The sequence below is a fragment of the Nocardia sp. NPDC058499 genome, assembly GCF_042719915.1.
Taxonomy (GTDB): domain Bacteria; phylum Actinomycetota; class Actinomycetes; order Mycobacteriales; family Mycobacteriaceae; genus Nocardia.
In genome coordinates this window covers 163,870-186,085 of record NZ_JBHXMZ010000003.1, presented here as the reverse complement: position 1 = coordinate 186,085, position 22,216 = coordinate 163,870, and the positions used below count along the sequence as shown (strand labels likewise).

Annotated in this window: 18 protein-coding genes; 11 read left to right on the top strand and 7 right to left on the bottom strand. The window is 68.5% G+C overall.

What is annotated here, in order from left to right; translation table 11 throughout:
• Positions 1-151: 151 nt before the first annotated feature.
• From purL to purM, 6 genes are all read left to right on the top strand, one after another.
• Positions 152-2,443 carry a phosphoribosylformylglycinamidine synthase subunit PurL gene (gene purL, locus ACFWPH_RS10960; RefSeq protein WP_378749825.1) on the top strand — a complete coding sequence of 764 codons (2,292 nt, stop codon included), beginning with the start codon at positions 152-154 and terminating at the stop codon, positions 2,441-2,443.
• 76 nt (positions 2,444-2,519) lie between these two features.
• Positions 2,520-4,259 (top strand): alpha/beta hydrolase, encoded by a 1,740-nt coding sequence (locus ACFWPH_RS10955; RefSeq protein WP_378749823.1) that lies wholly within the window; start codon positions 2,520-2,522, stop codon positions 4,257-4,259.
• Entirely contained in the window at positions 4,256-4,933 is a 678-nt protein-coding gene (locus ACFWPH_RS10950) for a CPBP family intramembrane glutamic endopeptidase (RefSeq protein WP_378749821.1), read from the top strand. The genes ACFWPH_RS10955 and ACFWPH_RS10950 overlap by 4 nt, the downstream gene beginning before the upstream one ends.
• Positions 4,930-5,418 (top strand): hypothetical protein, encoded by a 489-nt coding sequence (locus ACFWPH_RS10945; protein WP_378749819.1) that lies wholly within the window; start codon positions 4,930-4,932, stop codon positions 5,416-5,418. Before ACFWPH_RS10950 ends, ACFWPH_RS10945 begins: the two co-directional genes overlap by 4 nt.
• Positions 5,419-5,778: 360 nt before the next feature.
• Positions 5,779-7,374 (top strand): amidophosphoribosyltransferase, encoded by a 1,596-nt coding sequence (purF, locus tag ACFWPH_RS10940; protein ID WP_378749817.1) that lies wholly within the window; start codon positions 5,779-5,781, stop codon positions 7,372-7,374.
• 176 nt (positions 7,375-7,550) lie between these two features.
• Positions 7,551-8,630 (top strand): phosphoribosylformylglycinamidine cyclo-ligase, encoded by a 1,080-nt coding sequence (gene purM, locus ACFWPH_RS10935; protein ID WP_378749815.1) that lies wholly within the window; start codon positions 7,551-7,553, stop codon positions 8,628-8,630.
• An 87-nt stretch (positions 8,631-8,717) separates the two neighbouring features.
• On the opposite strand, the gene ACFWPH_RS10930 is transcribed toward purM, so the two are convergent.
• From ACFWPH_RS10930 to ACFWPH_RS10905, 6 genes are all read right to left on the bottom strand, one after another.
• Positions 8,718-9,035, bottom strand: a complete 318-nt coding sequence (locus tag ACFWPH_RS10930) for a hypothetical protein (protein WP_378749813.1) — start codon at positions 9,033-9,035, stop codon at positions 8,718-8,720.
• A gap of 560 nt (positions 9,036-9,595) precedes the next feature.
• On the bottom strand, positions 9,596-9,805 hold the full coding sequence (locus ACFWPH_RS10925) for a DUF3073 domain-containing protein (protein WP_280416587.1): 210 nt from the start codon (positions 9,803-9,805) through the stop codon (positions 9,596-9,598).
• A gap of 162 nt (positions 9,806-9,967) precedes the next feature.
• Positions 9,968-10,933 carry an asparaginase gene (locus tag ACFWPH_RS10920; RefSeq protein WP_378749811.1) on the bottom strand — a complete coding sequence of 322 codons (966 nt, stop codon included), beginning with the start codon at positions 10,931-10,933 and terminating at the stop codon, positions 9,968-9,970.
• A gap of 73 nt (positions 10,934-11,006) precedes the next feature.
• Positions 11,007-11,768 (bottom strand): MOSC domain-containing protein, encoded by a 762-nt coding sequence (locus ACFWPH_RS10915; protein WP_378749809.1) that lies wholly within the window; start codon positions 11,766-11,768, stop codon positions 11,007-11,009.
• A gap of 40 nt (positions 11,769-11,808) precedes the next feature.
• Positions 11,809-12,924: a YgfZ/GcvT domain-containing protein gene (locus ACFWPH_RS10910; RefSeq protein ID WP_378749807.1), complete on the bottom strand. Its 1,116-nt coding sequence runs from the start codon at positions 12,922-12,924 to the stop codon at positions 11,809-11,811.
• Positions 12,925-12,970: 46 nt separating this feature from the next.
• Positions 12,971-13,390 carry a sterol carrier family protein gene (locus ACFWPH_RS10905; RefSeq protein WP_378749805.1) on the bottom strand — a complete coding sequence of 140 codons (420 nt, stop codon included), beginning with the start codon at positions 13,388-13,390 and terminating at the stop codon, positions 12,971-12,973.
• 152 nt (positions 13,391-13,542) lie between these two features.
• On the opposite strand from ACFWPH_RS10905, the gene ACFWPH_RS10900 reads away from it, so the two are divergent.
• The 5 genes from ACFWPH_RS10900 (at position 13,543) to cydC (ending at position 20,850) form a co-directional block, all read left to right on the top strand.
• The gene (locus ACFWPH_RS10900) at positions 13,543-14,463 is read left to right on the top strand and encodes an aminodeoxychorismate lyase (RefSeq protein WP_378749803.1); all 921 of its coding nucleotides are present in this window, start codon (positions 13,543-13,545) and stop codon (positions 14,461-14,463) included.
• Between the two features lie 136 nt (positions 14,464-14,599).
• The gene (locus ACFWPH_RS10895) at positions 14,600-16,069 is read left to right on the top strand and encodes a cytochrome ubiquinol oxidase subunit I (RefSeq protein ID WP_378749801.1); all 1,470 of its coding nucleotides are present in this window, start codon (positions 14,600-14,602) and stop codon (positions 16,067-16,069) included.
• Between the two features lie 9 nt (positions 16,070-16,078).
• On the top strand, positions 16,079-17,113 hold the full coding sequence (cydB, locus tag ACFWPH_RS10890; protein WP_378749799.1) for a cytochrome d ubiquinol oxidase subunit II: 1,035 nt from the start codon (positions 16,079-16,081) through the stop codon (positions 17,111-17,113).
• A gap of 6 nt (positions 17,114-17,119) precedes the next feature.
• Positions 17,120-18,913 carry a thiol reductant ABC exporter subunit CydD gene (gene cydD / locus ACFWPH_RS10885; RefSeq protein ID WP_378749797.1) on the top strand — a complete coding sequence of 598 codons (1,794 nt, stop codon included), beginning with the start codon at positions 17,120-17,122 and terminating at the stop codon, positions 18,911-18,913.
• A 77-nt stretch (positions 18,914-18,990) separates the two neighbouring features.
• Positions 18,991-20,850, top strand: a complete 1,860-nt coding sequence (gene cydC, locus ACFWPH_RS10880; protein ID WP_378750637.1) for a thiol reductant ABC exporter subunit CydC — start codon at positions 18,991-18,993, stop codon at positions 20,848-20,850.
• A 379-nt stretch (positions 20,851-21,229) separates the two neighbouring features.
• Here cydC and ACFWPH_RS10875 read toward each other — a convergent pair whose 3' ends face one another.
• Positions 21,230-21,973, bottom strand: a complete 744-nt coding sequence (locus tag ACFWPH_RS10875) for an FABP family protein (RefSeq protein ID WP_378749795.1) — start codon at positions 21,971-21,973, stop codon at positions 21,230-21,232.
• Positions 21,974-22,216 lie beyond the last annotated feature (243 nt).

The window sequence follows — 22,216 nt, the reverse complement described above, 5'->3', positions numbered from 1 at the left end:
CCGTCGAGGCCCCGTGTTCCGGCCCCACCCGTGTTCCCGATATCCCGCGGCGTCGACGCGAAAAAGCAGCCGTGGAATGCCCGGATACGCGATGCGGACCGGAGCCCGCGCGCGCCGGCGCGCCAACCTACGAAAGGATCCTGGTAATCCCGTGACTGAGCAGGTCGATACGGTCGCCACCGCCGCCGCACATCCGGATACGCCGCAGCCGTACGCCGAGCTCGGCCTCAAAGACGACGAATACGCCCGGATCCGGGACATCCTGGGTCGCCGGCCCACCGACGCCGAACTGGCCATGTACTCGGTGATGTGGAGCGAGCACTGCTCCTACAAGTCCTCGAAGGTGCATCTGCGTTATTTCGGGGAGACCACCACCGGCGAGATGCGCGCCTCGATGCTCGCGGGTATCGGTGAGAACGCGGGTGTGGTCGATATCGGTGACGGCTGGGCGGTCACCTTCAAGGTGGAGAGCCATAACCATCCGTCGTATGTCGAGCCGTATCAGGGCGCGGCCACGGGTGTCGGCGGGATCGTCCGCGACATCATGGCGATGGGGGCGCGGCCGATCGCGGTCATGGATCAGCTGCGGTTCGGCGCCGCGGATGCCGCGGATACCCGCCGCGTCGTCGACGGTGTGGTGCGCGGTGTCGGCGGGTACGGCAATTCGCTGGGTCTGCCGAATATCGGCGGCGAGACCGTGTTCGACGCCTCCTACCAGGGCAATCCGCTGGTGAACGCGCTGTGCGCGGGTGCCATGCGGGTGGAGGATCTGCATCTGGCGTTCGCGTCCGGTGCCGGTAACAAGATCATCCTGTTCGGTGCGCGGACCGGTCTCGACGGTATCGGCGGCGTCTCGGTACTCGCCTCGGACACCTTCTCCGGCGACGAATCCGGCACCGGCCGCAAGAAGCTGCCGAGCGTGCAGGTGGGCGACCCCTTCACCGAGAAGGTCCTCATCGAATGCTGCCTCGAGCTGTACCACGCCGGACTGGTCGTCGGTATCCAGGATCTCGGCGGCGCCGGGCTCTCCTGCGCGACCTCCGAGCTGGCCGCCGCCGGTGACGGCGGAATGCGGATCGAACTGGACCGGGTCCCGTTGCGGGCCGCCGATATGACCCCCGCCGAAATCCTGTCCAGCGAATCGCAGGAACGGATGTGCGCGGTGGTCACGCCGGAGAACGTCGACGCGTTCCTGGCGGTCTGCGCCAAATGGGATGTCCTGGCCACCGTGATCGGTGAGGTCACCGACGGTGAGCGCCTCGAGGTCACCTGGCACGGGGAAACCGTGGTGGATGTGCCGCCGCGCACCGTGGCGCACGAGGGGCCGGTGTACGAGCGCCCCGTGCAGCGTCCCGGCACCCAGGACGCCCTCAACGCCGACATCCCGGACAATCTGCCCCGGCCGAAAACCGCCGAGGAACTGCGCGACACCCTGCTGAAGATGGTGTCCAGCCCACAGCTGTGCAGCCGCCGCTGGATCACCGAACAGTACGACCGCTACGTCCGCGGTAACACCGTCCTCGCCGAATACGCCGACGCCGGCGTGATCCGGGTGGACGAGGCAACCGGGCGCGGTATCGCGCTGGCCACTGATGCCAACGGCCACTACACCAAGCTCGACCCCTACACCGGCGCACGGCTCGCGCTGGCCGAGGCGTACCGCAATGTCGCCACCACCGGCGCCACCCCGAAGGCCGTCACCAACTGCCTGAATTTCGGATCCCCGGAAGATCCCGGCGTGATGTGGCAGTTCCAGCAGGCCGTCCGCGGGCTCGCCGACGGCTGCGCCGAACTCGGTATCCCGGTGACCGGCGGCAATGTCAGCTTCTACAACCAGACCGGCGAGAACGCCATCCTGCCGACGCCCGTGGTGGGTGTGCTCGGCGTGATCGACGATGTGCACCGGCGTATTCCGACCGGTCTCGGCCTGGAGCCGGGGGAGACCCTGATCCTGCTGGGCGATACCCGGGACGAATTCGGTGGTTCGGTCTGGGCGCAGGTCGCGCACGATCACCTGGGCGGGCTTCCGCCGCAGGTGGATCTCGCCCGGGAGAAGCTGCTGGCGGAGGTGCTCACCGCCGGTTCCCGCGACGGAATGATCAGCGCCGCCCACGATCTGTCCGAGGGCGGTCTGGCGCAGGCCGTGGTCGAGGCCGCGCTGGCCGGCGAAACCGGCTGCCGCATCCTGCTGCCGGAGGACGCCGACCCGTTCGTCACGCTGTTCTCCGAATCGGCGGGCCGGGTACTGGTCGCGGTGCCGCGGTCGGAGGAGACCCGGTTCACCCGGATGTGCACCGCCCGCGAACTGCCGTGGGTGCGGATCGGGGTGGTGGACCAAGGGGCGGATTCGATCGAGGTACAGGGCCAGTTCTCGGTGCCGATGACCGAACTCCGCGCCGCCTACGAGGGCACTCTCCCGGCCCTTTTCGGCGGCCACGCCTGATTCCGGGGCGGGCGTGCCACGCCGGGGGTGACCCGAGCCACCCGCCGGTGTCGGTTCCGCCCGCCATACTGGATAGGTGCTGGAGACCGCGGACACAGTGACCCGATTGCGGTCGCGCTGTATCGCGGTGATCGAGCGAGTCGAGCGGATCGTCGACCTGAACTATGTGGGTCTGGTGGTCGCGACGGTGTTCTTCGCGCTGTCGGTGACGCCGTCGCTGCTGCCACGCGACTGGATGTTCCAGGGCCTGATCAGTGGGATCAACGCGGCCATCGGCTACGGCGTGGGGTGTCTGCTGGAATGGCTGTTCCGGTTGTGGATCCGGCCGCGGCTCACCCGGATTCCCGCCCCGCCCCGCTGGACTCGGTACGCGCTGAAATCGGCGGTACTGCTCAGCGCCGCGCTGGGGGCCGCCTACATGCTCGTCCAGTCGGCGCACTGGCAGCGGGAAATCGCGGCGTTGATGGGGATGGAAGGCACCACAACCCCCGCGTATCTGCGGACCGGCGGGTTGAGCCTTGCCATCGGTATCCTCGTCGTCGCCGCGTATCGCACCGTGCGCGAACTCATCCTGTTCTTCGCCCGGCAGTTGAACCGCTGGGTGCGGATACCGCGCGAGCTGGCGCCCTCGGCCGGGGCGCTGGTGCTGGTCCTGCTGGTGGTGACCCTGTTCAACGGTGTGGCCACCCGCGCTTTCTTCGCTGTCGCCAATTCCGCGTTCAGCGTTCGTAACGACACCACCTCCGAGTACGCGAGCCCGCCGCAGCTGCCGGAACGGTCGGGTAGCCCGGATTCGCTGGCGGCGTGGGACACCCTCGGCTTCGAGGGCCGCTGGTTCGTTTCGCACGGTCCGAGCGCGGAACGGATCTCCTGGGTCACCGGTCGCCCGGCCCGCGAACCGATCCGCGCCTATATAGGGCTCGAGTCTGTCGCCGATACCGAGGAGACCCAGGCCGAACTCGCCGTCGCCGAACTGGAACGAACCGGCGCCTTCGATCGCGAGGCGCTGGTCGTGGTGACCACCACCGGCACGGGCTGGGTCAATTCCATGGCGGCCAACGCGATCGAGTACATGTACGGCGGCGATACCGCCATCGTGGCCACCCAGTACTCGTATCTGCCCAGTGCACTGTCCTTCCTGGCCGACCGCGGCAAGGCTGCCGCCGCCGGCCGCGAACTGTTCGACGCGGTATACGAACGGACTCGCGCCCGCGCGCCCGAGGACCGGCCGAAACTGCTGGTGTACGGGGAAAGTCTCGGTTCGCAAGGGTCGGAGGCCGCGTTCGACGGACTCGCCGATCTGCGCGCGAAGGTCGACGGCGCGCTCTGGGTCGGCCCGCCCAACTCCAACCGGCTGTGGCAGCAATTCGTCAGCCGCCGCGACCCGGGCTCCCCGGAGACGCAGCCGGTGTACGCCGACGGGCTGGTGATCAGGTTCGCCACCGACGCCGCGGATCTCGCCCACCCGGGCCCGGAGTGGCGGGCTCCGCGAATCGCCTATCTGCAACACGCCTCCGACCCGATCGTCTGGTGGTCGACGGATCTTCTCTTCAGCCGGCCGGACTGGCTGTCCGAACCGCGCGGAGTGGATGTCTCCCCGCGGATGCGCTGGGCGCCGCTGGTCACGTTCTGGCAGGTCTCCGCGGACCTCACGAACGCCCAGGGCGTCCGGGACGGGCACGGGCACCGATACGGGAGCCTCGTCATGGACGCCTGGGCCGCGGTCGCTCACCCGCCGGGCTGGAACCCCGAACTGGCCGAACGGGTCAGGCTCGAGATCGAGGCCTACGAGGCCTACGAGCGCGAGGTGAAATGAGAATCCGGGTCGTCGCCGCACTGGCCGCGCCGCTGCTGTGGAACAACTGGCTGCTGCCGCGGCTCGGGCTGGAGCGCCGCGGCCGCACCGCCGCCGGTGCCCTCGCGGCGACCGGATACGCAATCGCGTTGCGCGGCCGCCCGAACTGGTTCTCCGCGCGCGGAGCCGGCGTCGGGATCGGCTGCGCCGCGCTGGTCGCGGCCGGGTACGCGGTGGCGTTCGCGGTGCCTGCCGTGCGTCGCTCGCTGTCCGGGACGGGAGACCGCGCGGCGGATGTGAGCACTGTGGAGTGGGTTGCGGTGCATATTCCGCTCGGCACCGTCTACACCGAGGAACTGATCTTCCGCGCCACTCTGGACCCGTTGCTGGACAGAGAATTCGGAGCGCGTGCCGGCATCATCTCGGGTAGCGCGGCCTTCGGACTGTGGCATATCCATCCCGCCCGCGCCGCGGGCGACAGTGTGCTCGGCACAGTGATTTTCACCGGCGCCGCCGGTGCGGTTTTCGGCATGTTGCGCCGGTGGACGGGCAGCGCCACCGCGCCCGCCCTGTTGCATTGGGCGGTGAATGCGGGCGGTGCCGTGTTCGCCCGGCTCGACTCCGTTCGCGCGGCGCCGGTTTCGCCGGTTTCCGGCGGGCGCGGACGTCGCGAAAGTGACACACTTCGCCGGTGAGGTTGATCGACAGCGACGGATACGGTGTGGAGCTCACGGTTGCCGGATATCAGTTTCCGGACCATATCGATCCGCGAATCAGGTACAGCTGGCTGATAATTGCCGGCATCGCGAACTGTCCCGAGGGGAACTGGTCCTTCCGCTGGCAGGCATTGACGCTCGACGATGCGGTCGAACTGGCCGAATGGCTACGGCGTATCGCCGCCGCCGAACCCGGCGACCCGCTACCGGAGCCCGCGCGGCTCGAGTTCACCGAACCCAATCTGAGCTTCACCGCCCTATCCGTCGCCGGTGCGGTGGAATTGCGGATCGGCCTGGACCTCGAATTCTCGCCGCCCTGGAACCGGCGCGTGACGGCAGGCGAGCCCACCGTGGTCACCGCGCGGCTCGGGCCGCCGGAGCTGGCGGCCGCGGCCGAGGATCTCGAGGCCGAAATGGGCAGTTATCTGCCACCCGGTGGACGGCTACTCGGCCGCGTCCGCTGACTCGTGGACCGGGTTGCGTCAGGAGTGCTGCGCCGGGTGATATCGCCCACGTTGCGCCCGGCCGTCCACGAGGCTTATGAGCGATGGCCCTGGCAGGTGTCGCGGACGGCATGCTCCGGCAGGCATATCCTGACGGTACGCGCGGCCGGATCCCACTGTTCATGCAGGTGAAGGGCAGGTTGATCGAGTGTGGCGGTTTGCCGGCCCGGGGTTGCCCGCGCGCGAGTAGAAGTTGCTGGGATAGCGATTCGACCGGTCCGGCCGCGCTTGCTGTCGAGCTGCTGATCCGATGCCGCTTCCGGGACATGCACCCGTAGAATGTCGGTTGCCCCCCACACCCGCCCGACCAGGGAGCGCACGGTGACCCTCGCCGACCGATCGGCCCTCAGCAATCCCACCGCAACCGAGGAGACGGAGAACCCGCCTCGTGAGGAATGCGGAGTCTTCGGAGTCTGGGCTCCGGGGGAGGACGTGGCCAAACTCACCTACTACGGCCTGTATGCGTTGCAGCACCGCGGTCAGGAGGCGGCGGGTATCGCGGTCTCCGACGGTTCGCAGGTGCTGGTCTTCAAAGATCTCGGCCTGGTGAGCCAGGTTTTCGACGAGCAAACCCTCGCCGCCATGCCCGGCCATGTCGCTATCGGCCACTGCCGGTACTCGACCACCGGTGCCACCACCTGGGAGAACGCACAGCCGATCTTCCGGACCACCGCCGTCGGCTCCGGGCTCGCGCTCGGCCACAACGGCAACCTGGTCAACACCGCCGAATTGGCCGACCGGGCGCGTGAACTCGGCCTGGTCGGCGGCCCCGGCCGTCCCGGCGCCGTCTCGGCCACCTCCGATTCCGATGTGATGACCGCCCTGCTGGCCCATGCCGCCGCCGATTCGAGTATCGAACAGGCCGCCATGGAGTTGCTGCCCACTGTGCGCGGCGCGTTCTGCCTGACCTTCATGGACGAGCACACCCTCTACGCGGCCCGCGACCCGCACGGCGTGCGCCCGCTGGTACTCGGCCGGCTGGACCGGGGCTGGGTGGTCGCCAGCGAAACCGCCGCCCTCGATATCGTGGGCGCCTCCTTCGTCCGCGAGATCGAGCCCGGGGAACTGCTGGCCATCGACGCCGACGGCGTGCGGTCGCTGCGTTTCGCCAACCCCGAACCCAAGGGGTGCGTATTCGAATACGTGTACCTGGCCCGCCCGGACAGTGCCATCGCCGGGCGTTCGGTCCATGCGACGCGGGTCGAGATCGGCCGCCGCCTCGCCGGTGAACACCCCGTCGACGCCGACCTGGTGATTCCCGTCCCGGAATCCGGTACACCGGCCGCGGTGGGCTACGCCCAGGGCTCCGGTGTGCCCTACGGGCAGGGCCTGATGAAGAACGCCTATGTCGGCCGCACCTTCATCCAGCCCAGCCAGACCATCCGGCAGCTCGGAATCCGGCTGAAACTCAACCCCTTGCGCGAAGTGATCCGGGGTAAGCGGCTGATCGTGGTCGACGATTCCATCGTCCGCGGCAACACCCAGCGCGCTCTGATCCGGATGCTGCGCGAAGCGGGCGCCCTCGAAATCCATGTCCGGATCGCTTCGCCGCCGGTCAAGTGGCCGTGTTTCTACGGAATCGATTTCGCCTCCCGTGCGGAACTCGTCGCCAACAACGCCGGTACCGACCCGGACGGCCCCGCCGGGACACCCGCCGACCCGGCGGCGCTGCACGAAATGGTCGAGGGCGTACGCCGGTCTATCGGCGCCGACACCCTGGGCTACATTTCGCTCGACGGCATGATCGCCGCTACCGAACAGCCCAGCTCCCGGCTGTGTGCCGCATGTTTCGACGGCCACTACCCGATCCCGTTGCCCACCGAAGCCTCCATCGGCAAGAACCTCCTGGAATTCGGCGGCCGCTCCCCGGGCCTGCTCACCGAGAACGCCAACGCCAGCGCCCTCAGCCGGCCGTGACACGGTTCGGTCGCCGGCCGTGACACTGCCGCCTCCGGCGATGACACTATCGTCTCCGGCGGTGCCGGCGTTCGGCCCGCACGCAAACCTAGGGGTAGCACCCCGCGCGCCGGAGCCGCGCCATAGACTCAGACCAGGCAATTATCCGCGGATTCGGTTTGGAGCTTCCCCCGACAATGACTGAGCAGAACGCTACCGGTGCCGGTGCCTCCTATGCCGAAGCCGGCGTGGATATCGAGGCGGGTGACCGGGCCGTCGAGTTGTTCGCGCCGCTGGCGCGTAAGGCCACCCGCCCCGAGGTGCAGGGCGGGCTGGGTGGTTTCGCCGGGCTGTTCGCGCTGAAGAAGAACTATCGGGAGCCCCTGCTCGCGTCCTCCACCGACGGTGTCGGCACCAAGATCGCGGTCGCGCAGGCCATGGACAAGCACGACACCGTCGGCCTGGATCTGGTGGCCATGGTCGTCGACGATCTAGTGGTATGCGGTGCCGAACCGCTGTTCCTGCAGGATTACATCGCGGTCGGCAAGGTGGTACCGGAACGGGTCGCCGAACTGGTCTCCGGTATCGCCGAAGGGTGTGTGCGCGCCGGGTGCGCGTTGCTGGGCGGGGAAACCGCCGAACATCCGGGGATGATGGGCGCCCAGGATTACGATCTGTCGGCCACCGGCGTCGGTGTGGTCGAGGCCGATGAGCTCCTCGGCCCGGACCGGGTCCGCCCCGGCGATGTGGTGATCGCCATGGGATCGTCCGGTCTGCATTCCAACGGCTACAGCCTGGCACGCAAGGTGCTGCTGGAGATCGACCGGATGGCGTTGAGCGGGCATGTGGAGGAGTTCGGCCGCACCCTCGGTGAGGAACTGCTGGAACCGACCCGGATCTACGCCAAGGACTGCCTGGCGCTGATCGCCGAGACCGACGTCCGCACCTTTGCGCATATCACCGGCGGTGGCCTGGCGGCCAACCTGGCGCGGGTGCTGCCGGCCGGGCTGGTGGCCGAACTGGACCGCGGATCGTGGAGCCCGGCACCGGTGTTCAAGATGATCGCGCAACGGGGCCGCGTGGACCGGGCCGAGATGGAGAAGACGTTCAACATGGGCGTCGGAATGGTGGCCGTGGTGGCCCCCGAGGACGTCGACCGGGCGCTGGCCGTGCTCACCGCACGCCATATCGAATGCTGGACACTGGGCACGGTGAAGAAGGCGAAGGACGGCGATGCACCGCGTACGGTCCTCCTGGGCGACCATCCCCGTTTCTGAACCGATCCTGTAGCCCGGGCCTGAGCATTCGATCCCACTCTGTGTCCCCTGCACTCGCGCCGGCGGCCGCCGCGGTTGTGGGAACGATCAGTCGGCATCGGTGGTTATGCGCGGCCGGGTTGTGGTCTCGGCGCCCGGCCAGCGGTAAGCGGTAAGTACGGCCGGCCGGGCCGATCCGCAGATGCCGGGCAACCGCCCCTGGGATCTCTCCGCCGCGGCGCGCAGCGCTCGTATCGTGCCCGACGGTTCGGGCACAGTGATCGAGATCGGCACCGGTACGCGGGTGACCCCGGCGGGTGTAGTCGCCCGGCCGGACGCGTGCGGTGAATCGGCATTGCTGCGCCCGCTGCCATGGTTGGTGCGGTATTCCTCGGGAGACTTGTACCGCGAAATCGGGCGTCTCATGCCCCGGTGACCCTGATTCAGGTAGTCGACCCGGCTCGGGTCACCGGTCCCGGATGCAGTAGTACGTACTTCTCGGTGTTCCCCGATGGGCGTGCTGTCGGGTAAAGCCCGACCTGCTTCGAATCAGCGGCGGACGGCCGGTAATCCGCGGTCGCCGCTTCGGAGGCCGACGGGGCAGGGTCGACTGGGTAGCTCGGAGCGGCCGGCAGATCGGATTGCCCGGGAAACGACGGACCCATAGCGGCGTGAGCAGCACCGCTCGGCCGTAACGTGAACCCGATGGGCCGTTGCAAGCGAACAGTGCGGCTATCGATGGCGGGACGAAGCGATCCTTCGCCTGCGAGCCGTCGGACCAACGATGGGGAGTATGAACTGGCGACCCGTTGTTGCGGGTCGCCTGCTCACACGTTGTTCCGGTTCGGCGCTGCCGACAGGTGCCGTTCGGACCGACTCGCCGGTTCACGTCATCCACCGCCCGGAAACCCGGCGGGGAACGGCGCGAACCGGCGTCAACGGCCAAAGGGGAGGCCTATCGGCCTCCCCCCGAACGGTTTACCTGATCAGCGGCGCCAGTCGTCGTAGTTGTCGTCCTCGTCCCATTTGGACAAGGAGTCATCCGCGTCGTGCTCATCCGACAGGACTCCACCACGGCGGGCGTTGTCACTACCGGAAAGCTCGCGCTGAAGGCTCGAGAAGTCGGTCGTCGGCGAGCTGTACTTCAGCTCGCGAGCGACCTTGGTCTGCTTTGCCTTAGCCCGGCCACGGCCCATGGCTGACCCCCTCGCGTCACAGCGGGGCGGCCTGGGGATTGGTGGCGGCCCCGTTCGAATTAATATCTTCCTGACAGACACTTTAGCGCGTGTCCGGCCGTTGCGCCTCCATGAGTCGGCTATCCGGTGTATCGACCGACCGGTTTGCCGATGTTTCGCCGCTCAGCCGCTAGTCGGAATCGCCTCGGATATGGCACGTATCACACCCACGCGGTTGCCTCCCCCGAATACCGGGGGTGCGGCGAGCTCGGCCAGTTCCGCCGACCACGCCACCCCCATGCGCTGCAGAATTGCCATGGTCAGTGGGATTCTGGCCCGGTCGGCGCCGTCGTCGATCTTGTAGGCGAAGGCGCTGCCATCCGGCAACGCGCCCGCGTGCACACCGTCGGCGCCGATCTTGCAGACCAGTCCGGGCACCGCGCGCATGGCCAGCAGGTCGGATCCATTGGTGCCCGAAATCACCCACGGCCGGTCGCGCAGGACATCGGCGATCCGGCGTTCCGGCGTCCCCGGAGCGGAGGTGGTCAGCGTCGCGAAGGCACGTGCAAGGTTGACCAGCGCGACCGGGACGATGGGCAGGCCGCACCCATCGATCCCGAGATCGGTTTCCGGTTCACCGGTGACCGCGATCACCTGCGCCGCGACCGCCTGCTGCAAGGGATGGCCGGGTTCGGTGTAGCCGGTGGTCGGCCAGCCGTTCAGCACACAGGTCGCCAGCATGGCGGCGTGTTTGCCGGAGCAGTTCATGAACCGTTTCGCGGGACCATCACCGCGGTGGATCACTCCGGCACGGGCCTTTTCGTCCATCGGCAGATCGGGCGGGCAGGCCAGATCGTCCTCGGCGAAGCCGTAGCGGTCCAGGAGACGTTCGACCAGCCGGATATGTTCGGGCTCGCCGGTATGCGAGGCGCCGGCGATGGCGAGCTCGTCCTCGTCGACCGGGTCGAAGCCGAGTTTCAGCAGGGTGAGCGCCTGCAGCGGTTTGTTGGTGGAGCGCGGATAAATCGGGACGTGCACCGAACCGGTCTCGAACGTCGGTTCGCCGTCCGGTCCGATGATCACCACCGAACCGCGGTGCACACATTCGCGGAACCCGGAGCGCACCACTTCCACCAGATCGACGCTCATGCGTTGTCCTCCGACAGTGATCGGCCGCCGCGTTCCGGGGACACCCGCGCTGCCGCCGACGGGCCACGTCCGTTCATGCGGTCGCCTCGGCTTCTCCGGCCGGAAGGGCGGAAGCGGACGTGGCTGTCTCCGGAGTGGCGGTCGCGATCGCTGCGGACCCGCCGGTGACCGAGTCCGCCGCGGGTCCGGCGGCGCCGCGACGTTTCGTGTGGCGGGCGATCTGGGCGCGGACGATATCGGAGACGGTGGGTTCGGCGGCGAGCAGCAGTTCCAGCCGCTGGGGGTCCGCGCCGGTGAAGACATCGCGGACGGTGACGCCGTGCTGGGGGACGTGCACGATCTCCACCTCGTCACCGGCGCCGACACTGCCCTCGGTGAGCACCCGGAAGTAGCAACCGGTATTCGCCCGGTGCGTGAAGCGGCGCACCCACTGCGGCGCACCCGCCCAATGACCGAAGGTGGCGCAGGGGACGCGCGGTCCGCTGACCTCGAATACCGCCTCGCCGACAGTGCAGCGCGTGCCGATGACGGCGTCGCTGAGCGGGAGCCCGGCGATCCGCAGGTTCTCCCCGAACCAGCCGACGGGCAGTTCCCGGCCGAGTTCGGCGGACCAGTTCGCCGCGTCCTCGTCGGCGTAACCGTAAACGGCCTGATGCACGCCGCCGTGGTCTCGCGTATTGCAGACGTGGTCGCCGTCGAGGCCGAGGCGCTGCGCCCGGACCCGCCCGGTGACGGGGCGTTTGTCGATCGCGCTGCGCCCGACCCGGCCCGGCACCGTCAGCTCGGCGTGGACAACGCAGACGGCCAGTACCCGGCCGGTGTGCCCAACCCGCATCCGCGCTCCTCTCGGATCGTTGTGCTCGATAGGCGGCGGGTCAGCGCCCGCGGAGCCGTTCGATGGCCTGGCGGCCGGGCTGGGGGCTGTCGTCGGCGACCACCGAATCGGGATCGATGGCTGCGGCGGTATCGCCCACAGTGAGCTGGGTATCGACCGGGATGTTCCGTTTGATCAGCGCGAGCGCGATGGGGCCGAGTTCGTAGTGATCGATCACCGTGCCGAGCACACCGACCGCCCGGCCGCCCGCGGTGATCGGGTCGCCGGGGGCGGGGCGCTCGTCGGCGGAGCCGTCGAGATGCAGCAGGACAAGCCGCCGCGGCGGCTTACCCAGGTTGTGGACGCGGGCCACGGTTTCCTGGCCGCGGTAGCAGCCTTTCTCGAGATGCACGGCACCGTACTCGTCGGGGGCGCCGATCCAGTTCACCTCGTGCGGGATGGTGCGGTCGTCGGTGTCCACACCGATCCTGGGACGCGCGGCGGCGACCCGCAGGGCTTCGTAGGCCCAGGAACCGGCCGGTTGCGCACCGGCGGCGGTGAGTTCGGTCCAGCGCGTCATCAGCTGATCCCGGGGGACCACGAGATCGAAGGAATCCGCGGTGGGCCAGGGCATCCGGCGCAGAAAGCCACCACCCGGAAGCGGCAGCGCCTCATATGTCTCGGGTAACCGGTCCACGCCCAGGGCGGCCGTCGCGGTGTGCGCGAGCGGGCCGAGCAGGCTCAGCACCGCGTAATCCGGCTCCTCCTGAGGTTTGGCATCGGCCCAGAAAACCATTTTGCCGAGGAAGTCCAGCAGGGCCGGGCCGCGTTCGGCCTCGGTATCGATCCACACCGTGCCGGCGAGATCGGTGAGGACGAAATGATGCTGCACCCGGCCGTTGAGGTCCAGGTCCAGGTTTTCCGCGCTACGCCCGTCGGCCAATTCGGCGATGTGCTGGCTGGTGACGGTATGCAGCCAGGTCAACCGTTCGGCGCCGGTGATGGAGAAGACGAAACGATGCGACCGGTCCACGACCGCCAGCCGTTCGTTCGCGGCGCGCTGTTCGCCGAGTGGGTCGCCGTAATGCCAGGGGACCGCAGCGTCCGGGGAGCCGGGCACGGCGGCTACCGCTCCCGGTACAGCGAGGACAGGGCTGGGTGCGGAGACCACGGACACGGCTCCACTCTAGGAGCAAAACCCGCCGGCGCGCACGGTCGGGGTGTCAACCAGGGGTTTCGGGCCGGTCTCGGTCCGGGTGCAGCGGTACCAGCGGCAGCCGGCGGGCGATTTCCGGGGCGCGGTTGCCGGAGGCGTCGACCTTGCCCGCGGCGACGGCGGCCGGGAAATCCAGGAGCCCGGTCGCCAGCAACAGCCAGGTGCGCGGATCGGTTTCCACGATATTGGGCGGGTTGCCGCGGGTATGCCGCGGACCTTCCACACATTGGACCGCGACGAACGGCGGAACCCGGACCTCCACCGAATGCCCCGGTGCCGCGGCGGCCAGCGCGCGGGCGGTACCGCGGACCGCGGCGGCCAGTTCGCTGCGTGCGGGGACCGGCGAGTTTTCGTCGAGTAGCCATGCGCGCACCGCAGTCACCGCCGAGCGCACCTCGGCCGGGTCGATCTCCGTCCGTCGAGCCATGATCAGACTTTAACGAGCGCCGAAACCCCGGCCGAAACGCTGGTTGGCCACGCGCATAAGTGGCGTGTTCGAGACATCGGACGGCCGGTATTGCCAGTACTGTCCATGTTTGCGCCCCTCATGGCGCCCGGTGTTGGCCTACGCTCATGCGCATGGTGGATCGAGTACTTGTAACACTCGACGGTGAGGTCCGTGACGCGGACCAGCCGTTGTTGTACGCCGATGATCTCGGCGCGTTGCGCGGTGACGGAATTTTCGAGACGGCGCTGGTCCGCGGTGGCACGGTATGCGCGCTCGATTTCCATCTGGCCCGATTGCGTCGTTCCGCGCAGGCACTCGATCTACCCGAACCCGATCTCGCGCGCTGGCGGGAAGCGATGGAGACCGCCGCCAAGGAATGGGGAGCCGAGGCGGAAGGGGTTATGCGGCTGGTGCTGACCCGCGGCCGGGAGAGCGCGCTGGGCGGCCCCACATCGGCGGTGCGCTCGGGTGAACTGTCCGAGGCCGTTCCGGTTCCGACGACCTACGTCATGGTCACGGGGGTACCCGAACGGGTCGCGACGGCCAGAACCGAGGGTGTCGCGGTGGTGACACTGACCCGCGGTATCTCGATAGATCTCGCGCAGGCCGCGCCCTGGCAATTGCTCGGCGCGAAAACCCTTTCCTACGCAACGAATATGGCCGCGCTGCGGTTCGCCGCGCGGATGGGCGCCGACGATGTCATCTTCACCAGTACCGAGCACCGAGTCCTCGAGGGGCCGCGTTCGACCGTGGTGATCGTGCGGGACAAGCAACTCATCACTCCACCGGCAAAACACGGGGTGCTGCCGGGGATAACCCAGCGGGCGCTGTACGCGGAAGCGGAGCGCAACGGTTACGACTGCCGTTACGAGCCGCTGTTCAGTGCCGATCTGTTCGATTGCGACAGCATCTGGATGCTCAGCAGCGTGACGTTGGCGGCACGGGTCAATTCGCTGGACGGGGTGCGGTTGTCCGCGACGGATTCGGCGGCGGAGATCGTCGAGATGGTGGATCGGGGGATCGAGCGGGCCGGGACGATCGCGGACTGGTGAGTTGTGAAGGTCAGGTCACCACGCTGATGTGAGTTGTTGCGGAATCGTCGGTGATTTGGTGTCGGTGGACACATTGATCCGGCCGTACCGACGCGTAATCTTGTACTACGACACGTCGTAGTACAAGGAGGCTCGTGTGGATGCCCTGGATGTCTCGCGATGGCAGTTCGGCATCACGACCGTCTACCACTTCTTGTTTGTTCCGCTGACGATCGGTCTGGCACCCCTGGTCGCCGGGATGCAGACCGCCTGGGTGATCACCGGTAAAGACCACTGGTATCGACTGACCAAATTCTTCGGGAAACTGTTCCTGATCAACTTCGCGCTCGGGGTCGCCACCGGGATCGTGCAGGAATTCCAGTTCGGGATGAACTGGAGCGAATACTCGCGTTTCGTCGGGGACGTATTCGGGGCACCCCTGGCCCTAGAGGGCCTGGTGGCCTTCTTCATGGAATCCACCTTCATCGGGCTGTGGATATTCGGCTGGTCCCGGCTACCGAAACTCGTGCATCTGGCCACCATCTGGATGGTGGCGATCGGCGTCAACGCCTCCGCGTACTTCATCATCGCCGCCAACTCGTTCATGCAGCATCCGGTCGGCGCCAGGTACAACCCGGAAACGGGCCGCGCCGAACTGACCAGCATCGTCGAACTGCTCACCAACAACACGGCGCTGGCCGCGTTCCCACATGTGGTGGCGGGCTCGTTCCTCACCGCCGCCACCTTCGTGGCCGGAATCGCCGGCTGGTGGATGGTGCGCAACGCGCGCAGCGGGGATGCGGGCAAACTGGCCGAGGCGCGCACCATGTGGCGTCCGGCGGCGCGGGTTTCGCTGCTGATCGCGGTGGTCTCCGGGGCCGCCCTGGTCTATACCGGCGACGTCCAGGGCAAGCTGATGTTCGAACAGCAGCCCATGAAGATGGCGTCGGCGGAATCGCTGTGCCATACCGCCCTCGACCCGAAATTCTCGATCCTCACCGTCGGCACCCACAACAACTGCGACAGCGTCACCCATGTGCTCGAGGTGCCCTACGTCCTGCCCTGGCTGGCCGAAGGGTCCTTCAGCGGCGTGGAACTCGAGGGCGTCGTCGACCTGCAGCAGGCCTACAACGAGAAATTCGGCCCCGGCGACTACCGGCCCAACCTATTCGTCACCTACTGGTCGTTCCGCGCCATGATCGGGCTCGCCGCCGGCTCGGCCCTGCTGGTATTCGCCGGCTTCTGGATGACCCGCCGCGGCCGCGTACCCGATCAGCGCTGGTACTCATGGTTGAGCCTGCTCGCCATCCCGACCCCGTTCCTGGCCAATGCGGCCGGGTGGGTGTTCACCGAGATGGGCCGGCAACCCTGGGTGGTGGTACCCAACCCGACCGGCGACCAGGATCTGCGGCTCATGGTCCAGGACGGGGTCTCCGATCACGCGGCCGCGACGGTGTGGATCTCGCTGATCACCTTCACCGTGGTCTACGGGCTACTCGCCATCGTGTGGTTCTACCTCATGCGCCGCTATGTGCGGGAAGGTCCGGAACGGCCACCTGAGGAAGCACCCGACGGTACGTCGGATTCGGAAAAACCTGCTGCCGAGCAGCTTTCGTTCGCCTACTAGGAGCCGGGGATGGAACTGCAGGAATTCTGGTTCGTACTGATCGGGGTGCTCTTCACCGGGTACTTCGTGCTCGAGGGCTTCGATTTCGGGGTCGGGATGCTCATGCCGATACTCGGTAAAGGGTCCGATACCCGGCGGCGGGTGGTGCTCAACACCATCGGGCCGGTCTGGGACGGCAACGAGGTCTGGCTGATCACCGCCGGCGGCGCATTGTTCGCGGCGTTCCCGGAGTGGTACGCGAGTATGTTCTCGGGTTTCTACCTTCCGCTGCTGCTGTTGCTGGTGGCGTTGATCCTGCGGATCTGCGCGATCGAATACCGCGGCAAGATCGACGATCCGCGCTGGCGGGCGCGTTGCGACCTCGGTATCGGTATCGGGTCCTGGGTACCCGCGCTGGCGTGGGGCTGGGTTTTCGCCAATATCGTGCGCGGCGTACCGCTGGATGCCGATAAACAGTTCACCGGCGTAATGGCGGGTCTGTTCAGCCCGTACGCGCTACTGGGTGCGCTCACCACCGGATTGCTGTTCGCCTTGCACGGCGCGGTGTTCCTGGCGCTCAAAACCGCGGGCGAGGTGCGCACCGATGCAGTGCGCACCGCCCGGCTGCTATTGGTGCCCACGGCCGCCGTGGTCGGCGGTTTCGGTCTCTGGACCCAGCTCGCCTACGGGGCGGACTGGACCTGGATCCTGCTGGCGCTCGCGGTGTTCGGTCTGCTCGGCGGAGCCGGGGCACTGTTCGCCGGCCGCGACGGCTGGGCGTTCACCGGTACCGCCCTCACCGTTCTCGCTGCCTCCGCGCTGCTGTTCGGCGCGCTGTTCCCCGATGTCCTGCCCTCCACCATCGACCCCGCATACAACCTCACGGTCGACAACGCCTCCTCCACCCCGTACACGTTGAAGGTGATGAGCTGGGCGGCACTGGCCGTCACTCCGGTGGTGCTCGGTTACCAGGCCTGGACGTACTGGGTGTTCCGCAAACGCATTAGTGTCGAGCACATCCCAGCCGGAATCGGACTTTCCCCACGTATCGCAAACGAGGAGTGACCCCTGATGGCCCGCCCGCCCGTGGACCCACGCCTGTGGCGGTACGCACGCTCGGCCCGGAACTATCTCGTGCTCAGCGTCGGCCTGTCGCTGCTGACCACGGTCGCCATCGTCGCCGCGGCGGTCCTGCTGGGGCGGGTGCTGGCCGGTGTCATCACCGACCCGGGGCAGCGGACGGTGGCCGCCTGGCATACCGAACTGGTTCTGCTGGCGGTGGCGGTCGCGGTCCGCGCGCTGGCCGCCTGGTGGCAGGCGCGGATCGCGCACCGGGCCGGCGCCCGGGTCGTCGCCGAGCTGGAGCAGTCGGTGCTCGCCGCGGGGGCGGGCCTACCGCCCCGCGAATTGGAAACGCGCCGCACGGAACTCGCCGTGGTGGTGAGCAGCGGGCTCAGCGGCCTCCGGCCCTACCTCACCGGTTACGTACCCGCTCTACTGCTGGCGGTGCTGGTACCGCCGGTGGTGCTCGTGGTGATCGCCGCGCACGACCTCACCTCGGCCGTCATCGTGGTCATCACCCTGCCGCTGATCCCGATCTTCATGGTGCTCATCGGCCTGCTCACCGAGGGCCGGGCCCGCGCCACCCTGGACGCCACCACCCGGCTGTCCGATCAACTGCTCGACCTCTTCGCCGGTATGCCCACCCTGCGCGCCCTCGGCCGGGAAACCGGAAGCGGCACGGACACCCCGGGTCGCACAATGAGCCGCCAGGTCCGGGAACTGGGCGAATCGCTGCACCGGCGCACCATGAGCGCGTTGCGGATCGCCTTCCTCTCCTCGATGGTGCTCGAGCTGCTGGCGACCCTGTCGGTGGCTCTGGTCGCTGTGGCGATCGGAATGCGGCTGGTGCACGGCGATATGAGCCTCTATGCCGGTGTTGTCGCGCTGGTTCTCGCGCCGGAGGTCTACCTGCCACTGCGGACCGTGGGGGAACGGTTCCATGCCGCACAGGACGGGATGGCGGCCGCCGACAAAGCTTTCGCGATCCTCGACCCAGCGGGTGCGAAGGACGGCAACTGCCCGGAACCGGTTCGCGACCGGGACCAGTCAGCGGTGGGCGATACACGAGATGTCGATGCCTGCGGGTCGGGACGTGCCGTGCGTAGCGGGCGTGGAGTGATCGAATTACGGGACCTCACCGTGGAATCCAGGGATGGTGCCGCGCCCGACGGCTTGTGGGCGCAACTGCGCCCGGGTGCCGTTACCGCGCTCACCGGACCGAACGGCAGCGGTAAATCCACCGTGCTGCAGGCGATCCTGGGGCTGATCGAGCCCACCCGCGGTGCGGTATTCGCCGAGGGCGTCGACATCAGGCAGCTGCCCGCGGAGCAGTGGTGGCAGCGGCTGGCGTGGCTGCCGCAGCGGCCGGTGCTGGTTCCGGGCACGCTGCGGGAGAACCTCGAACTGCTGGGTGCCACGGTCTCCGGTTCGCAGCGCCGGGGCGCGGCCCGAGTACTCAGTGAACTCGATGCCGCCTGCGCCGCCACGGGGTTCGATGCGGTACTCGACTCGCTGCCCGCCGGATGGGATACCGTCGTCGGATCCGGTGGAATCGGGCTCTCCCTGGGGCAACGTCAGCGCCTTGCCCTCACCAGGGTCCTCGCCGCCGGGCGTCCGATCGTGCTGCTGGACGAACCGACCGCTCACCTGGACGCCGACAGCGAGACCGCGGTCGCGGGCGCGTTGACAACACTCGCGCGCACGGGTGCCACCGTCGTAGTGGTCGCGCACCGTCCCGCACTGCTGTCCGCCGCGGACGAAATCGTCACGGTACCGTCGACCGCTCAGCGGGTGGTCCCATGAGCAGCCGGCCCTCGGCCGCCCGGCGGCCGCACCCCATCGGGACCGCGGGGCGCGGAGCGCTGCGCCGCTGGGCCCGGATGCGGTTGCTGCTGCGCGACAGCCGTCAGATGTGGGAGCTGCTGGAAATCCCCCGGTGGCGGCTGGCGGTCGCGGTGGGGTGGGGTGTGCTGGCCCTGGGCAGCGGTCTCGGCCTGGCCGCGCTCGCCGCCTGGCTGATCGCCCGCGCCTGGCAGATGCCGCCCGTACTGGACCTCACCGTCGCGGTGGTCGCGGTCCGGGCGCTCGGTATCTCGCGCGGACTGTGCCGGTACCTGGAACGGCTCGCCACCCACGATGTGGCGCTGCGCTCGATGACCGCGGCCCGCACCTCGGTGTATCGGGCGCTCGCGCGGGCACCGCTGTGGTTGACCCGCCGCTCGGAAACCGGACTTCCCGGTGCGGCCGAAACCCCTGCACCGGCCGGCACCTCCGGACGGTCCCTGCCCACCGCGCCGCGTGTGCCCGGCCGGCTGCGTCGCGGTGATGTGCTGGTCCGGGTGGGCACCGATATCGACGATCTCGGTGCCGTCGTGGTCCGCACCTTCGTGCCCATTGCGGTGGCGCTGGTGTTGTCGGCGGCCGCGGTCGCGCTACTGGCCTTCATCTCCCCGCCGGCCGCTGCCGTGCTCGCCGCCGCGCTGGTCTTCTCCGGTGTCGTCGCGCCGTGGCTGTCGGCGCGGGCCGCCGCCGGCGCCGAACGAGCGGCACGGGCCGACCGCGCGGAATTCACCGCGCACGCGCTCACGGTTCTGGACCACGCCGCCGAGCTACGGGTCGCCGGGAAACTGGATACCGCCCTCGCGACCGCCGCCGCGGCCGACGACCGGGTCCTCGCCGCCGAGGACAGCGCCGCCGCCCGTACCGCGTGGGCGGCCGCCGCGACCCCGCTCGCGACCGGGATCAGTATGCTCGCGGCCCTCCTGATCGGTATCTCCCTCTACGGCCCGGACGGCGGAACCCCGGGGGCTATGACACCGATGGCGATGGCCGTGCTGGTCTTGCTGCCGCTCTCGTCCTTCGAAGCGACCGGCGCCCTACCGGCCGCAGCGCAGTCGCTCACCGTGGCGCGGGCGGCGTTGCACCGGCTGCGCGCGGTCTCGCCGGACCACCGCACCGATTCGGCCGAACCGCAGCCTTCCGGACCTGCTGCCACGACCGGCACACCGGCCGATACCCGTAAACGATTCGGTACGGGCGGCAACCCGCACCCCTTCCCGTACGCCGACAGCCGCGCCGACGGTGTGGTGATCGGCTGGGTCGGCGACGGTCAATGGCAGATACCGCAACGCCCCCGGGCCGCACGGGTAGCGGTCGTCGGTCCCAGCGGGGCCGGGAAAACGACCCTGCTGATGGCCTGGGCCGGACTCTTCGACCACCCCGACGACGAAGTGCGTTTCTTCGCCGAGGATGCACACCTGTTCGGCACCAGCGTGCTGGAGAACCTGCGGGTGGCCCGCGGTGACCTGGACGCCGAAACGGCCGAACGGGCATTGCGCACGGTCGGACTGGGGGAATGGCTGGACGGCCTGCCGGACGGCGTGCACACCGATCTCGTCGGCGGGGCCGCCGCCGTATCGGGCGGGCAGCGCCGACGGATCCTGCTCGCCCGCGCACTGGTCTCGCCCGCCCGTGTCCTCCTCCTCGACGAACCCACCGAACATCTGGACGCCGCCGCGGGCGCCCGGCTGCTGCGCGATCTGCTCGATACCGGCAGCGGCCTGGTCGCACCGGACCGTGATGTGGTGATCGTCACGCATCAACTCCCCGCCGGACATCACGCCGGACTGGTCCTCACCGTGGACGAATCCGGCCAGGTCCGGGCGGCCTTTCCGGACGGCGACGGGACGCATTACGCCGTCGACGAAATTCCGTTGCCGACCCCGGCCGGCCGCGGCTAGGTTCGTGGGTACACAAGGAAGGAGGTGATCCGACGAATGGAAATTCACAGGACGCGTGAGGTGGCTGTCAGCTGAGCGCTGTAGCCGGCTGTGCACGGATTCCGTTCACCCCTACGCGCTGAGCGAATTCCAGGCAGCCACCCGGCCCCCGAGTCCCCGATCCGTCCGATCGGGATCGGTCACTGATCCAACCGGCATCCGCCGGAGGATCGCGTCCGATACGGCTCGGGGGCCGTTCCATATCCGGACAACGGTGGGGACACGCCAGGCCGGACTCACGGCGCAAGCTGCCGGTCGCTCAACGGCCTGAGGTTCTGCCACCCACCATCGAGCCGACCGCGGCCCCATCGACCTGTACGGCGGGCAGGGTCGGTGGAGATCAGCCGATATAACGCTGCAGACGCGCCGAGAGCCGGGGCTCCAGCGGCCCGTCGGCCACCACCCGCTCCTCCACATACGCCAGATCGCCGCCCTCGACGATCCCGTACAAGCGTTTGGCGCCACCCACCACCGCGCCGGTCTGGCTGCGAATCACCACATCGGTGGCAAGCTCCCAGGACGACTGGGTGAGCGCAGTGCCGTAGAAAAGCTCGACAATGCCCGTGCTGTGCGTGAGCAGCAGCTCCAGCACCTCGTCGTTCCCCTCGACACCGACCCGCCAGAACCCGCTCTCCCGCAGGTCCGGACCCCCGTAGCTACCGTCGGATTCGAGGAACCAGGACCGCGAATCCCAACTCAGATAATCCCCGCCGTCATGGGAGACCACGACCTGCTGACCGAAGCGGTAATCGCCGCGCTCGGGATTGTTGCCCTCACCCTCACCGCGCCACACACCGACCAACGGCAACAGCGCCAGCATGGCCGGATTCAGATCCGGGCCGAGTCGCAGATTGGCCGTATCGTCGGGCACCGGAAGATCCGGGAGAACCGGGATATTGCGCCCGGCGGTCGCCTTGGCGCGCTCGGCCGCATCGGCCACCGCCCGGTCGCCGCTCAGCGCCGACTGATCGTCGGCCGACCGCCCGTTACCGTTGCGGACGGACGGCTCGGCCGCCGGATCGCCGTTGCTGGTATCGCTCGCTCGCTCGGCCGGATCGGGACCCTCGCTCGCGAGACCACTCATGATTCGGTGAACAGCCGGTAGAAGACGTACAGGCCGAACCATCCGATGAGGACCGACACGGCGATCAGCAGAATCTCGAAGAAGAGGACCACTGTGTTAGTTTATGCGCCGCCTGCGGCGGCGCGGGTTTTGGCCCCCCTGGTCCCTTCTTTCCGCCCCCCACCCTTCCCGCTGCTCCCCCCCTCACCCAAGTCTTACAGACAAGAAGGGACCAAAACCCACCAGGACCCTTACAACCCTACC

Bases quoted from the DNA above. Each gene is read 5' to 3' on its own strand.
- ACFWPH_RS10950 (WP_378749821.1), top strand. From the start codon at position 4,256: ATGAGAATCCGGGTCGTCGCCGCACTGGCCGCGCCGCTGCTGTGGAAC.
- purM (WP_378749815.1), top strand. From the start codon at position 7,551: ATGACTGAGCAGAACGCTACCGGTGCCGGTGCCTCCTATGCCGAAGCC.
- ACFWPH_RS10930 (WP_378749813.1), bottom strand. From the start codon at position 9,035: ATGAGACGCCCGATTTCGCGGTACAAGTCTCCCGAGGAATACCGCACC.
- ACFWPH_RS10925 (WP_280416587.1), bottom strand. From the start codon at position 9,805: ATGGGCCGTGGCCGGGCTAAGGCAAAGCAGACCAAGGTCGCTCGCGAG.
- ACFWPH_RS10920 (WP_378749811.1), bottom strand. From the start codon at position 10,933: ATGAGCGTCGATCTGGTGGAAGTGGTGCGCTCCGGGTTCCGCGAATGT.
- ACFWPH_RS10915 (WP_378749809.1), bottom strand. From the start codon at position 11,768: ATGCGGGTTGGGCACACCGGCCGGGTACTGGCCGTCTGCGTTGTCCAC.
- ACFWPH_RS10905 (WP_378749805.1), bottom strand. From the start codon at position 13,390: ATGGCTCGACGGACGGAGATCGACCCGGCCGAGGTGCGCTCGGCGGTG.
- ACFWPH_RS10900 (WP_378749803.1), top strand. From the start codon at position 13,543: ATGGTGGATCGAGTACTTGTAACACTCGACGGTGAGGTCCGTGACGCG.
- cydB (WP_378749799.1), top strand. From the start codon at position 16,079: ATGGAACTGCAGGAATTCTGGTTCGTACTGATCGGGGTGCTCTTCACC.
- cydD (WP_378749797.1), top strand. From the start codon at position 17,120: ATGGCCCGCCCGCCCGTGGACCCACGCCTGTGGCGGTACGCACGCTCG.
- cydC (WP_378750637.1), top strand. From the start codon at position 18,991: ATGCGGTTGCTGCTGCGCGACAGCCGTCAGATGTGGGAGCTGCTGGAA.
- ACFWPH_RS10875 (WP_378749795.1), bottom strand. From the start codon at position 21,973: ATGAGTGGTCTCGCGAGCGAGGGTCCCGATCCGGCCGAGCGAGCGAGC.